The sequence below is a fragment of the Hymenobacter lapidarius genome, assembly GCF_001816145.1.
Classification (GTDB): Bacteria; Bacteroidota; Bacteroidia; order Cytophagales; family Hymenobacteraceae; genus Hymenobacter; species Hymenobacter lapidarius.
Genome location: NZ_MDZB01000098.1, coordinates 161,855 through 174,575, shown reverse-complemented (window position 1 = coordinate 174,575; position 12,721 = coordinate 161,855). Strand labels below are relative to the sequence as shown.

Here is a 12,721-nt window from a genome sequence, read left to right as displayed (position 1 = left end):
TATTTCTGGATGGTACTCCCCGCCGTGGGAAGCGGTGCCGGCTTGTGGCCGGGCGCCGCATTGGCTGGCCGCAGCCCCCGTTCCAAATTAAATAGTCTCATGTGTTTAAGTGCCCAGCCATTAGCGAATACTTCAATTAATTACAGCCGCAGCCGCCGCCTACTTTACCACCATTGGCGCCGCCGGCGCCCTCGCGGTAGCTTTGGAAGTTGGTTTCGGGGGTTTCCACTATCTTGCTGCTCAGCTTCATATCCTCGTCGTTGAGGTAGGCTTTCTGGTACGCCGCTACCGATACGCAACTGGGCAGCGCCGCGAGCAGCGGGAGTAGTAGTAGTGCCAGCAGCAGGCGGGCAGGGAATGGAAATCGGGTTTTTGGCATGGCCATTGGTCGATGAGGTTAGGGCTGGGCGTTGGTAGGGCCGTGGTAATAATTCAGTTTCATGCCGCGCGACACCAGCGTGCGGTTGTCGTCCGTTATCAACGTACAATCAACTCCTTTCAGGCTATTGATAAACGCCAGGCCCTCGGTGGGGCCCTTCACAAATACCACTTCGTCCAGGCCGTCGGCCAGTTCCACGTCGGCGCACACAATCGTGACCGAGCGCAGCCCCACCGAGGGGTAGCCGGTGTGCGGGTTGATGATGTGCCCGTAAACCTGCCCGCCCACCGTGAAGTACTGCTCGTAGTTGCCGGCCGTGACCACGGCCACGTCCGTCACCTCCACCCAGGCGGCCACGCTGTGCGGGTGGTCGGGGTCGCCGATGGCCACGCGCCACAGCGAGCCGTCGGCCTGTCGGCCCCAGCAATAAATGTCGCCCGAGCCGTTCAGCAGCCCGCCCCGAATGCCCATTTCGGTGAGCACTTGCTTGGCCCGGCGGATGCCGTAGCCTTGTAGGATGCCCGCCAGGTTGATGCGCATGCCTTTTTCGGGCAGGTACACCGTGTGGCGGGCCGCGTCCAGTTTGAGTTTTTGCCAACCGATGCGCCGCACCGAAGCCCGCACCAGCGCCGAGTCGGGCAGGCTAGGGTGGGCTTGGCGGTCGAATCGGTAGAGCTTGTCGGCGCTGGCAAAAGTGATGTCGAAAGCGCCGCCGCTTAGCTGCGAGAGCCGCAGCGTCCGGCTGATGAGGTCGAAGGTTTCGGGCGATACCGCCACCGGCCGGATGCCGGCCATGCGGTTGATGTGCACCACCTCGGAAGTAGAATCCCAAAACGACATGAGGCGGTCGATGCGCCGCACTTCGCCCAGGCCCGCGCGCAGAGCCCGCTGCCCGGCCGAGTCGTTCTCGGCCACCACCGTAAAGGTAAACCGCGACCCCATCACGTGCGCGCTTCGGGTGAATGTATGGCGCGGCGCCCCGCCCCGCGCCCCACCCGGCTGCCCCAGCAGCAACAGGCCCAACAGCAGCCCAAGCCACTGCCCGGGTTTTCTTATTGCTTTCATTAACCTAAAAAAACCGTGAGCCAACAAAGCGCTTTGCCCGATAAGCTCACGCTGGTGGGGCAATGGAACTACCGCGCCAGCAATACTTTGTTCAGGTAAGCCTCAAACGCAGCGGGACCACCGGCAACATATCCGGTTTTGGCCAGCACCTTGCCATCAGGCGAGAGCAGCACGGCCAGTGGGAAGTCGCCCGACCGGTTGAGCTGCGCGGCGGCGGCTTCGTTGAGCTTTAGTTGAGCGGCCGTGGGCTGGTTGCGCTTCTGGCGCGGAAAATCAAAATGAGCCAGCACCAGCCGGTCCTTCGCATAAGCAGTGAAGGCCGGCTGCGAAAACACTTCCCGCTCGTACATAATGCAGGGTTTACACCAGTCGGAACCCGAAAAAACTACCAGCACGGGCCGGTTGGTGGCTTTGGCCTGCGCCTGGGCCGCGCCCAGGTTGCTGAGCCAGGCGGCCGGGGCATCTAGCAGCACCTGCGGCGCCGAAATGAGGGGCGACACCGGCTGCGGCGCGGTTTTGGCCGAAGCTGTAGTAGCGGCTTGCTGTCCGGCGGCGGGCGAAGCGCTTATCAAAAGGCAGCCCAGGGCAATGGCCAGCAGTGGGCCTTTCGCAGTCAACGGCATCATAGGTCAATGAGGTAAGTCAGGTAGTCGCGATAACTCCCTACCCGGTAGGTTGGTTCTGAGAGATGGACAATAAGTGATGGGCCAAGGGCCGCAAGCGTCACCGGGCCTATTTTCTTTCAGGAAGCCGGCGCACTTTCAGTATGTGTTTCACCGTGTCAAGGTCAAGTACTTGTAGGGTGTAGTTCGGATTCGGGCCACTTTCGAGGGTGATGCGCATGTACAGCTTACGGTCGATGGTCCAGGTACCGGGGCGGTCGGTGAGGCCGTCAGTGGGCGCAATATCAAACTGTTCAAAGTGGCTGAAGGGCTCGATTCTAAAGCCGGTGCGGCCCCGCGAAGGAGGGAACTTATACGTTTGGGGCCGGTACACCAGCGTGTCCCCTCCGTTTTCTTCGTGGGAATTCAGCCAGGTGCCCTCAAGCTGGTGCATGGTGACGACGGCCGTGGACCGGGTTTTTTTGCAGGCGGTAGCCAGCAGCAGCGCGGCCAGCAAAAGTCCGGTATAAGAAAACAGCGCACGCATAGGATTCGGCGAAAAGGACGAGCGGAAAGGTAGGCTTAATCAAGTAGCTACGGATTTTAAGGGCAGTTGGACGACCCCTGCTCAGGCGCGTAAGCCCTGTCATACGCTACATTCGTGCCCCCAACAACCCCCTCCCCGTGGATAATCGCGCCCTGACCCGCGCCTTCAAGCTGGCCGCCCAGCTCATGGAGCTGCACGACGAAAACCCTTTCAAAATCCGCGCCATCGAAGGCACCGCCAGCGCCCTCGAGGCCCTGAGCTTTCCCGTGGCGGAAGTGGAGCGCTCCGGCCTGCCCGACCGCACCGGCCTGAGCAAAACCGCCGCCGCCAAGGTGGCCGAGCTGCTCGATACTGGCACGTTCCCGGAGCTGCAGCGCCTGCTGGAAGCCACCCCGCCCGGCGTGGTCGAAATGCTGAGCATCAAAGGCATTGGCCCCAAAAAAATCCGCAGCCTGTGGCGCGAGTTGGGCATTGAAAGCACTGAGCAGCTGCGCGAGGCCGCTGAAACCGACCAGGTGAGCAAGCTGAAAGGCTTCGGCAAAAAGACCCAGGAATCCATTCTCGAAGCCCTGGAGTTTGCCGGCCAGAGCAAGGGCAAGCTGCTGTACCCACAGGCCGAGTCCTTGGCCGAAGACATTGCCCAGCACCTGCGGCGTGCCCTCAAAACCGAGCAGGTAGGCGTGGCCGGCGAAGTCCGCCGCCGCCTCGAAACCGTGGAAATGGTGCGCGTAGTAGCGGCTACCGACCAGCCAGAAACGGCGCACAAGCTCCTCAACACCATGGGCGGCCTCACCGCCGACCCGCGCCGGTCGGGGCCGTTTGCGTGGCGCGGCACGGCCACTCCCTCGGGCGTGCAGGTGGAGGTACTGCTCACGTCGGTCGAAGATTTCGTGACGGAGCTGTTTCTCAACTCTGCCGCCGAAGCGCACCTGACCGAGAGCCTGCCCGGCGCCGACAGCCACGGCCCCGCCACTAGCCTGCGCCAGTGGGCCCGGCGCGAAAAATTCCAGCAGGAAGAAGTCCTCTACGAGCGGGCCGGCCTGCAATTCATCGTGCCTGAGCTGCGCGAAGGCCTGGGCGAAATTGCCCTCGCCGCCGAGAAAAAGCTGCCCCGCCTGCTCGAAAACGGCGACCTGCGCGGCGCCCTGCACAACCACAGCACCTACTCCGACGGCAACCACAGCCTGCGCGAAATGGCCACCTGGCTGCGCGACCACCAGTACGAGTACCTCGGCATCTGCGACCACAGCCAAGCCGCGCACTACGCCAACGGCCTCAGCGCCGAGCGGGTGCGCCAGCAGCATCAGGAAATAGACCTACTGAACGCCGAGCTGGCGCCCTTCCGCATTTTCAAAGGCATCGAAAGCGACATTCTCAGCGATGGCTCCCTCGACTACCCATCCGATGTGCTGGCCAGCTTCGATTTCATTGTGGCTTCGGTGCATTCCAACCTGAAAATGGAAGAGCGCAAAGCCACTGACCGCTTGCTGCGCGCCATTGAAAACCCCTACTGCACCATGCTGGGCCACCCCACCGGCCGCCTGCTGCTGCGCCGCCAGGGCTACCCCATCGACTACAAAGCCGTTATCGATGCCTGCGCCAAAAACCAGGTCATCATCGAAATCAACGCCAACCCCTGGCGCCTCGACCTCGATTGGCGTTGGGTTCGCTATGCCCTCGACCAGGGCGTGCTGCTCAGCATCAACCCCGACGCCCACCATACCGACGGCTACGCCGACATGCGCTACGGCGTGCTCATGGGCCGCAAAGGCTTGCTGACGAAGGAAATGACGTTCAATACCAAATCGGTGGAAGAAGCCGCCGCCTATTTTGAGAAGCGTAAAGCCGGCATCACCCCGCCGCTGGAATACAAGAAGTCGTTGTTTGAGTAGGGTTATGTAGCTACAAGCTTCAATCCTTTTGAAGGCAAGAGCTTGCAGCTTATGGCTTGCAGATTGCCGCTAAAAAATGAAAATCCTCGTCCTTCGCTTTTCCTCCATTGGCGACATCGTCCTGACCACGCCTGTGGTGCGGGCGCTGGCGCAGCAGGTGCCGGGGGCGCGGGTTCATTTCGCCACCAAGCCCGGCTACCGCGGCCTGCTGGAGCCCAACCCCTACGTTGCCAAAGTCCACTGCCTCACCGGCAGCCTTGATGAGCTGGTGCAAGAGCTAAAAACCGAGCAGTTCGATTACATCATCGACCTGCATAACAACCTGCGCACCCGCCTTATCAAGCTGCGCCTGGGTGTGAAATCCTACAGCTTCGACAAGCTGAACTGGCAGAAATGGTTGCTGGTCAACTCCAAGATTGACCGGCTGCCGCGCGTCCACATCGTGCAGCGCTACCTGGAAACCGCCGCGCCGTTGGGCGTGCAGGACGACGGCCTGGGGCTGGACTACTTCATTCCCGAAAACCAGGAAATCAGCCTCCATACCCTGCCGCCCGCCTTTCAGCGCGGCTACGTGGCAGTGGCCATTGGCGCGCAGCACGCCACCAAGCGCCTGCCCGTGGAGAAGCTCATCGAACTGTGCGGTAAGCTCAATCGGCCCATCGTGCTGCTGGGCGGGCCGGAGGACGAAAGCATCGGGCACATCATCGAACAGGCCTTTGAGACGAGGGCCGCCACCGCCCAGGCCCCGGCCGCCACCATCCCCGACGACCCGTACCGTTTCCCCCAAAAGTCACTCAGTTACTCAGCCACTCAGCCACTCATTGTGAACGGCTGCGGGCGCTATTCGCTGCATCAATCGGCCTCACTAGTGCGGCAGGCCCAGTTTGTGGTGAGCCACGATACCGGCCTGATGCACATTGCCGCTGCCTTCAAAAAGGAGATTTTCAGCGTGTGGGGCAACACCGTGCCCGCCTTCGGCATGTATCCCTACCGCACCGATTTCCGCGTGCTGGAAGTGCAGGGACTGGCGTGCCGTCCGTGCTCCAAAATAGGCTTTGCCAAGTGCCCGCAGGGCCATTTCAAGTGCATGCGCGACCAAACCCTGGATTTGGACTTGCCACCTGCGCGTGACGGCCGCTGAAAAGAGAAAAAAGACACTAGATTTGCAAGCCCCAAAGCCGGCGCAATTCTATTTCATTTTCTCACCTTTCAGATTCGCTTTATGCGCCTTTCTACTTTCCGGGCCACCGCTGCAATGGCCCTCACTGCCCTGCTGCTAACTGCATGCGGGCCTACTATCTACCTGGCCAAGGATTTCCGCGATTATGCTCCCAAGCACAAAACGGTGGCCATTCTGCCGGCCGACGTGACCATGCAGCTGCGCCCCAACCAAGCCAAAAATATCAATGCCGAGCAGCAACACGCCACCGAAGTTAAAAGTGGCCTCGATTTTCAGGAAAAAATCTACGCCTGGCTGCTGCGCCGTGGCCAGCAGCGCGGCTACACCGTGAGCTTCCAGGACGTGCGCCAGACCGATGCGCGCCTGCGCGAAAGCGGCATTCCTACGGACCAGCTGCGCAGCCGCACGCCCCAGGAATTGGCCAAAATACTGGGCGTAGATGCCGTAATGACCACCAGCGTGCGCACTACCAAGCCCATGAGCGACGGCGCGGCACTAGCCGTTGGCCTGATAGCCGGCGCCTGGGGCGCCACCAACCAGGCCAACATCACCGTGAACATTCACGAGGGTAGCGCCGGTACTTTGCTCTGGAAGTACGACTACCTGGCCGCCGGTTCGGTTTTCAGTTCGCCCGAAACCATCGTGGACGCGCTGATGCGCAATGCTTCCAAAAATTCCCCTACACCGCTCCCAAATCTTAATTTCCGCACCGTTGCCGGTTGCGCTATCCAGGTCGGCGATGATGGTGCCGATGCCGATGGTTTCGCCTTCGGCTACGCGGATTTTCAGGATGCCGTCGGCTTCGGCGGGCAGCTCAAACGTGGCCTTGTCCGACTCCAGCTCGGCAATGACTTCGTCACGCTTCACGGCGTCGCCGTCCTGCTTGAGCCACTTCGCGATGGTGACTTCGGTAATGGATTCGCCAACGGCGGGAATTTTGATTTCGAGGGGCATGAGGTGCTAAACGTAAGAAACGTGAAGAAGAATTATGTCAGAAAAGCTACGGCCAAGGGGCGCAGCTTGGCGCGGAACCGGTGCGCCATGGCTAATAGGTCGGCCACGGCGAAATCAGGCGCGTCGTCGTGTTCGTAGCGCCACTTTACTGCAAAGGCAGTGAGAATCGTGGCAGCCGAAACATCGTCTTGGTCGAACACAACTTGCGTAGCCAAACCGGTGGCCAGGCTGGTCAGGTCGTGAATAAACGGCGCGGGCAGACCGTATAATAGTAGTGCTGCCTTCAAATATTTTTCGGCCGCCTGCTGACAGCTGAAGCCGATGCTCTCGTAAAGGTGGGGCGAATGCTGAGCCAGCGTTTCGGCTGTTTCCATGTCGCGGTCAGCCGTTCGCAGAAAAGTATGTACCCGCATTTGCGCGGGTGTTTTAGGCTGCTGCATATAGAATTCGGCCTTTTTGCACGGCTTCGGCTTCAATGGTGTAAACCTGCGCCACTGCGTCGCGAAGCTCGCGGGGAGTTCTAACAAGGATGTCCATCGGGGGCATTTCGCCTCCCCAAAGCAAATGGCGAATAGTTAAATCCCGCTCAACGGTTTTTTTTTCAGCCCCCTGCTTGATGATGAGCAGGTCTAAATCCGAGTCCTCGTTCGGCACCCCGTAAGCATACGAGCCGAACAGGATTATCCGGTCGGGCGCGTAGCCTTCAACGATGCGCTGCACCACGGCTTGAATCTGAGCTTCGGTTATCATAGTGAGGAAAGATTTAGCTGCCACCGGAGGGCCGTTGGGGAATGAGCCGCGAGGTTGTAGAGTCGTTGATAGGGCAAGCTAAAGCTTACCGTACTTCGCTAGTCCTGCTTTTTGGCGATTTCGGCGGTAGCCTTAATGGTATCGTCGGCCACGGCTTCTTTGGGTTTGTTAAAGGCCCGGGCCACTACCTCCTTTTGCTCCTTGACGTGGATTTTGTTGTAGCCCGTGGCCGGCGAGGCCGACGGCTTGCGGGCAATAACGTCTTCCAACTCGCGGCGCATGTAGCGGAGCATGTAGTTCCAGTAGCCCATATTCTCAGGCTCTTCCTGCACCCAGTACAGCTTGGCTTTGGGGTACTTGGCCAGTTCGGCGTCAAGTTGCTTTTTGGGGAAGGGGTGCAGCTGCTCCAGGCGCACAATGGCCACATCAGTGCGCTTGGATTCGCGCTGCTCTTCCAGCAGGTCAAAATAGACTTTGCCCGAGCACAGCAGCACGCGCTTCACCTTTTTGGCATCGGCGAAGGCGTCGCCTATCACCTCGCGGAAACTGCCGCTGGTGAAATCCTCTATCGGCGACACGCACAGCGGGTTGCGCAGCATCGATTTCGGCGACATCACCACCAGCGGCTTGCGGAAACTCCAGGTGAGCTGGCGGCGCAGGGCGTGGAAGAAGTTGGCCGGCGTGGTCATGTTGGCCACCACTATGTTGTGCTCGGCGGCTAGCTGCAGGAACCGCTCGGGGCGGGCGTTGGAGTGCTCCGGGCCCTGGCCTTCGTAGCCGTGGGGCAGCAGCATTACCAGGCCGTTCATGCGCTGCCACTTGCTTTCGCTGCTCACAATAAACTGGTCAATCATGGTCTGGGCGCCGTTGGCGAAGTCGCCGAACTGCGCTTCCCACACCACCAGGGCCGTGGGGTTGGCCATGGCGTAGCCAAATTCAAAGCCCAGCACCGCGTACTCGCTCAGCAGCGAGTTGAAGATGCTCAGCTTTTCGTTTTCGCCTTCGATGTGGTTCAGCGAGTTGTACGGGGCCGAGGTTTCGGCATCGTGTAGCACCGCGTGCCGGTGCGAGAACGTGCCGCGCTGCACGTCCTGGCCGCTCACGCGCACCACATGCTTTTCCGTCAGGAGCGAGCCGTAGGCCAGCAGCTCGGCGGCGGCCCAGTTCAGCACGCGGGTTTCGAAGAACATCTTGCGGCGCTCCTTCAGCAGGTTGTCAATCTGCTTCAGGGGCTTGAAGCCTTCGGGCAGGCTGGTCAGGGCTTTGGCCACTTGCGCCACGGTTTCGGCCGAAACGCCGGTTTCGGGCGACTGGTCAAAGTCCTCGGGGGTGCTGCGGCGCAGGCTGCGCCACTCGTTTTCCAGGGCCTGGTACTTATAAGGAAGCGGCGCCTGCTTCACCAAATCGAGGCGCTCCTGCAGGGTGTCACGGAACTCCTTGTCCATTTGGGCAGCCAGCTCGGCGTCTACGTCGCCGCGGTTCACCAGCATGGCATTGTACACCTCGCGCGGGTTCTGGTGCTTCGAGATGAGGTTGTAGAGCGTGGGCTGCGTGAACTTGGGCTCGTCGGACTCGTTGTGGCCGTGGCGGCGGTAGCACACCATGTCAATAAAGATATCGGCGTGGAACTGCTGGCGGTATTCGGTGGCCAGCTGCACGGCAAACACCACGGCTTCGGGGTCGTCGCCGTTCACGTGTAGCACCGGCGCGTCAATAATTTTGGCCAGGTCCGTGGAGTAAATCGACGAGCGGGCATCTTCAAAATCGGTGGTAAAACCGACTTGGTTGTTGATAACGAAGTGAATGGTGCCGCCTGTTTTGTAGCCTTCCAGCAACGACATCTGGGTCAGCTCGTAGCCAATGCCCTGGCCCGCCACCGCGGCGTCGCCGTGAATGAGAATGGGCAGAATCTGGTGGTAGTCGTTGCCGTACTGATGCTCAATTTTGGCCCGCACGAAGCCTTCCACCACCGGGTTCACCGCTTCCAGGTGCGAGGGGTTGGGGGCGAGCTTCAGGTTCACCTTCTGGCCGCTGGCCGTTTCCACTTCCGACGAGTAGCCCATGTGGTACTTCACGTCGCCGTCGCCCATCGTCAGGTCGGGCACGGCAGTGCCTTCAAACTCCGAGAAAATTTGCTCGTAGGTTTTGCCCATGATGTTGGCCAGCACGTTGAGCCGGCCGCGGTGGGCCATGCCAATCATCACTTCCTGCACGCCCAGCTCGGCCGCTTTGCCAATGATGGCATCCAGGGCCGGAATGGTGGTTTCGCCGCCTTCCAGCGAGAAGCGCTTCTGCCCCAGGAACTTGGTGTGCAGGAAGTTTTCAAAAACCACCGCCTCGTTGAGCTTCTTTAGAATGCGCTTCTTGTACTCCCCGCTGGGGTTGAAAGCCAGCGAGTCGCGCTCCACCTTCTCGCGGAACCAGTCCAGTACCTGCGGGTCGCGGATGTACATGTACTCGAAGCCGATGGGGCCGGTGTAAATCTTTTCCAGCGCCGCCAGAATGTCGCGCAGCGTGGCCTGCGCACCCAGGCCAATGACTTCCCCGTTTTTGAAAACGGCATCCAAATCGGCTTCGCCCAGCCCGAAATCGCCGAGGTCGAGGCGGGGTTTGCGGTCCTTGCGCTCGCGCACTGGGTTGGTTTTGGCGCGCAAGTGGCCGCGGCTCCGGAAAGCGTGAATCAGGTTGCGCACGGCCGTTTCCTTGTCACCGGCTGGTGCGCCGCTGGCCATACCAGGGGCATTGTTGGTCGAGGCCGGGGTAACGAGGACTCCGTAGGAATCGGGCTGCGGTCGGGGGCCGGGAGCGTCTGCGGCTTTGGTGGCCAGCGCGCCGGTGCCATTGGCAGCGGTACCGGGCACTACGGGTGCGCCTTCGGGGAATTGCTGGGAGAAATCAAAACCCTCAAAGAACTTACGCCAGCCGAAATCCACTGACTCTGGATTTTGCTGATACGCTTGGTATAGGGTTTCAATGGCCGCCGCGTCAGCGTTGGCGATATACGAGTATGAATCCATGTGAGAATCAGGGTGGATAGGGCTGCGTAAATGTAGTGGGCTTAAATGCCAAGCAAAAACCTAAATTCGGGTAAACGAATACACTTGCTAATCAAACGCATTACATTCTTTGGATTTAAGCCTCAAATCAGGTTGGCTGGCCAATTTATTGAAAATTGATAAGAGGGTTGAGGATACTCCTTACGTGGGCGGGCTGAGATAATATAATTCGCCATTATTTTAATAAGGCGCGCCACGCCGATAAACTCAGCCATTTCTTCTATTCGTGCTGTAAAATTTCAATTATTATAGCCCCATGGAGCACCTGAGACGCCTTCTAACTGGATAATTTATTTTCAGAAAACTTATCTATCTGCCTAATCGTTAAATCTTTCCCCAGAAACAAAAACCGGGGACGCCCATACTGCCAGGCGAAGAATGGCGGATGAACGAAATCCTATTTAATGAGTTCTGTACAGTTATTTTTAGACATCCTTTTAGCAGCCTCCGCGTTAACAGCCCCACTTTTCTCCTCCTCACCAGCCACTAACGAAGCATCCGGTCTGGTTAAGTTTATTACGCCGCTGGAAGTGAGCCGCCCCGCCGAGCGCCGGGTAGCCAAATCAAAAGTTAACAAGTCAAAAGAGTACGTTGCCCAGAGCCCCACCTACCGCGTGACGGCCACCATTTACGAGGCAGTACCGGGACAAACCGACGACGAGCCATTCGTGACGGCCGACAACTCCCTGATTAAGCCCCACTACGGAACCAAAAAGCGCTGGATGGCCCTGTCGCGCGATTTGCTGAAGCGTTGGGGTGGAGGATTTGATTTCGGTGACACCGTGCGCGTCTCCGGCATCTCCAAAAAGCTAGATGGGGTGTACACCGTCCACGATACCATGAATCAGCGGCACCGCCACTGCATGGATATTCTGGCCCACACCAGCGAAAACCTGGACGTTTTTACCAAAGGCGTAAAAATCCAGAAAGTGGCATTCGAGTAATTATATTTATCATATCAGCTACCTCAAAAAAGCCGCGCCACTTTATGGCACGGCTTTTTTGATGCCCACAGCTCCGGGGTTTTACTTGGGAAGCGCCATTTTAAAGATGCGGAAGGGCTCGTGGGGCTGCTCCACGCCTTTGTTCCAAGTGGGCATTTTGTGAATGGCCGAGTTGGCCACGTACAGGTTGCCGTCGGCGGCGAAGCTGTACGTATCGGGCCACTGCAGGCGGGCGTCCTTGGCCACGGTTTCGATGCGCCCGGCGGGTGTGCGGCGCAGCAGGGCACTCTGCTCGAAGGAGGTGATGTAGACATTATTAGCAGCGTCGATTTCCAGGCCGTCCGAGGCAGGAATTTTGCCCACGGTTTCTACTTGCTGGGCCAGTTGGGCCTCGCTGAGGGAGGCGTCGCGCAGAGCGGCCGTTTTGATGCGGTACAGGGTGTGCCCCGTGAGCGGGCAGTAGTACAGATAGGCGTTGTCGGTGCTCAGGGCAATGCCGTCGGCGTTGAACTGGGCGGGCTTGCCCTGGGCGTCAACCATGGGATGGTCCTCGGCTTTCACGACCAAGCCCTGCTCAGCTTTGGTTGATGGGTGGCTGCCGAGCAGGCTGCGGGATTTGCTGGTCTTCAAATCGACCACCACGAGGGCACCAGTGCCCGAATCGGTGATGTAGGCGTAGTTGTTCTGCAGGTCAATCCGCACATCGTTGAGGTAGGACTTGCTGGGCGCCACGCTGGCGGGAAACGGAATAATGAGCAGCACCTGGCCGGTTTTGGGGTCGGTTTTCACCAGTTTGGGGCCGCCGGGCACGGTGCCCTGAAAGCCGGGCGAGGCGGGGTCGAGCACCCACACCATGCCTGCTTTGTCGGCGAATACGCTCTGGGGGCAAATCCAGTGCTTTTGGGGCTCGTTCTTCACGGCGTCGGTCCAGGTGCACCAGCTGGCATCCGGATACGGGATGAGCGTGTTGTTGGGGCCCACCACGGCAACGGGGTACACGGGGTTGTAGTCCCAGCGCGGAAAGCAGGCGAAGATTTTGCCGCCGGGCGCTACGGCCACGCCCACCATCTGAGGACCGGTGAACTCGGCCACTACCTGCAGCGGCGACGTGGGTGTGGCCGGGCCGGCGGCCGCGGCAATGCTTTGCGATTCGTTGCCGGGCGAGGAGCAGCTGCCGAGCAAGAGGCCGGCGGCGGCCAGCACGGCCGAAATCCGGGAAGAGTGGTACAGAGTAACCGGCATGGGGCAGGGGTGGTGGAAAGGAAACGAAAAAGTCCCGGCTGTTACCAGCCGGGACTTAGCATACGGCCACTGGGCCGGCGCGTTGAATAAGTGCTGCCCAACAAGCTTGC

The 12,721-nt window shown here is 59.7% G+C and carries 12 protein-coding genes and 1 pseudogene; 3 read left to right on the top strand and 10 right to left on the bottom strand.

Features of this window, described 5'->3' with window-relative positions:
* Nucleotides 1-136 precede the first annotated feature (136 nt).
* From BEN47_RS09125 to BEN47_RS09110, 4 genes are all read right to left on the bottom strand, one after another.
* Nucleotides 137-379: a DUF4266 domain-containing protein gene (locus BEN47_RS09125; protein ID WP_070727530.1), complete on the bottom strand. Its 243-nt coding sequence runs from the start codon at nucleotides 377-379 to the stop codon at nucleotides 137-139.
* A gap of 18 nt (nucleotides 380-397) precedes the next feature.
* A complete protein-coding gene (locus BEN47_RS09120) occupies nucleotides 398-1,444 on the bottom strand; it encodes an FAD:protein FMN transferase (RefSeq protein ID WP_083322274.1) in 1,047 nt (348 codons plus the stop codon).
* A gap of 68 nt (nucleotides 1,445-1,512) precedes the next feature.
* Nucleotides 1,513-2,070 (bottom strand): thioredoxin family protein, encoded by a 558-nt coding sequence (locus BEN47_RS09115; protein ID WP_083322273.1) that lies wholly within the window; start codon nucleotides 2,068-2,070, stop codon nucleotides 1,513-1,515.
* Nucleotides 2,071-2,176: 106 nt separating this feature from the next.
* Nucleotides 2,177-2,593: a hypothetical protein gene (locus BEN47_RS09110; protein ID WP_070727436.1), complete on the bottom strand. Its 417-nt coding sequence runs from the start codon at nucleotides 2,591-2,593 to the stop codon at nucleotides 2,177-2,179.
* Nucleotides 2,594-2,730: 137 nt separating this feature from the next.
* Between BEN47_RS09110 and BEN47_RS09105 the strand changes: the two genes are divergently transcribed.
* The gene (locus tag BEN47_RS09105; protein WP_070727432.1) at nucleotides 2,731-4,485 is read left to right on the top strand and encodes a DNA polymerase/3'-5' exonuclease PolX; all 1,755 of its coding nucleotides are present in this window, start codon (nucleotides 2,731-2,733) and stop codon (nucleotides 4,483-4,485) included.
* Nucleotides 4,486-4,561: 76 nt separating this feature from the next.
* Nucleotides 4,562-5,626 carry a glycosyltransferase family 9 protein gene (locus tag BEN47_RS09100; protein ID WP_070727429.1) on the top strand — a complete coding sequence of 355 codons (1,065 nt, stop codon included), beginning with the start codon at nucleotides 4,562-4,564 and terminating at the stop codon, nucleotides 5,624-5,626.
* 359 nt (nucleotides 5,627-5,985) lie between these two features.
* Here the strand turns inward: BEN47_RS09100 and BEN47_RS21405 are convergent, their stop codons facing one another.
* From BEN47_RS21405 to BEN47_RS09085, 5 genes and pseudogenes are all read right to left on the bottom strand, one after another.
* On the bottom strand, nucleotides 5,986-6,144 hold the full coding sequence (locus tag BEN47_RS21405; RefSeq protein WP_158010948.1) for a hypothetical protein: 159 nt from the start codon (nucleotides 6,142-6,144) through the stop codon (nucleotides 5,986-5,988).
* 226 nt (nucleotides 6,145-6,370) lie between these two features.
* Nucleotides 6,371-6,619, bottom strand: a pseudogene (locus BEN47_RS20260) (biotin/lipoyl-containing protein); the annotation flags it as partial.
* 32 nt (nucleotides 6,620-6,651) lie between these two features.
* Entirely contained in the window at nucleotides 6,652-7,032 is a 381-nt protein-coding gene (locus BEN47_RS20255) for a HEPN domain-containing protein (RefSeq protein ID WP_158010946.1), read from the bottom strand.
* A 13-nt stretch (nucleotides 7,033-7,045) separates the two neighbouring features.
* Nucleotides 7,046-7,369, bottom strand: coding sequence for a nucleotidyltransferase domain-containing protein (locus tag BEN47_RS09090; RefSeq protein WP_070727423.1), 324 nt, complete (start codon nucleotides 7,367-7,369; stop codon nucleotides 7,046-7,048).
* 98 nt (nucleotides 7,370-7,467) lie between these two features.
* Nucleotides 7,468-10,386, bottom strand: a complete 2,919-nt coding sequence (locus BEN47_RS09085) for a 2-oxoglutarate dehydrogenase E1 component (RefSeq protein WP_070727422.1) — start codon at nucleotides 10,384-10,386, stop codon at nucleotides 7,468-7,470.
* 569 nt (nucleotides 10,387-10,955) lie between these two features.
* Here BEN47_RS09085 and BEN47_RS09080 point away from each other — a divergent pair.
* Complete coding sequence (locus BEN47_RS09080) at nucleotides 10,956-11,369, top strand: RlpA-like double-psi beta-barrel domain-containing protein (protein ID WP_070727418.1); 414 nt, start codon at nucleotides 10,956-10,958, stop codon at nucleotides 11,367-11,369.
* Between the two features lie 81 nt (nucleotides 11,370-11,450).
* Here the strand turns inward: BEN47_RS09080 and BEN47_RS09075 are convergent, their stop codons facing one another.
* A complete protein-coding gene (locus BEN47_RS09075) occupies nucleotides 11,451-12,611 on the bottom strand; it encodes an L-dopachrome tautomerase-related protein (RefSeq protein WP_083322271.1) in 1,161 nt (386 codons plus the stop codon).
* Between the last annotated feature and the right edge of the window lie 110 nt (nucleotides 12,612-12,721).

Excerpts from the sequence above, each read along its gene's own strand:
- BEN47_RS09100 (WP_070727429.1), top strand. The coding sequence starts at position 4,562 with ATGAAAATCCTCGTCCTTCGCTTTTCCTCCATTGGCGACATCGTCCTG.
- BEN47_RS09075 (WP_083322271.1), bottom strand. The coding sequence starts at position 12,611 with ATGCCGGTTACTCTGTACCACTCTTCCCGGATTTCGGCCGTGCTGGCC.
- BEN47_RS09090 (WP_070727423.1), bottom strand. The coding sequence starts at position 7,369 with ATGATAACCGAAGCTCAGATTCAAGCCGTGGTGCAGCGCATCGTTGAA.
- BEN47_RS09125 (WP_070727530.1), bottom strand. The coding sequence starts at position 379 with ATGCCAAAAACCCGATTTCCATTCCCTGCCCGCCTGCTGCTGGCACTA.
- BEN47_RS20255 (WP_158010946.1), bottom strand. The coding sequence starts at position 7,032 with ATGCGGGTACATACTTTTCTGCGAACGGCTGACCGCGACATGGAAACA.
- BEN47_RS09110 (WP_070727436.1), bottom strand. The coding sequence starts at position 2,593 with ATGCGTGCGCTGTTTTCTTATACCGGACTTTTGCTGGCCGCGCTGCTG.
- BEN47_RS21405 (WP_158010948.1), bottom strand. The coding sequence starts at position 6,144 with ATGGGCTTGGTAGTGCGCACGCTGGTGGTCATTACGGCATCTACGCCC.
- BEN47_RS09115 (WP_083322273.1), bottom strand. The coding sequence starts at position 2,070 with ATGATGCCGTTGACTGCGAAAGGCCCACTGCTGGCCATTGCCCTGGGC.
- BEN47_RS09085 (WP_070727422.1), bottom strand. The coding sequence starts at position 10,386 with ATGGATTCATACTCGTATATCGCCAACGCTGACGCGGCGGCCATTGAA.
- BEN47_RS09120 (WP_083322274.1), bottom strand. The coding sequence starts at position 1,444 with ATGAAAGCAATAAGAAAACCCGGGCAGTGGCTTGGGCTGCTGTTGGGC.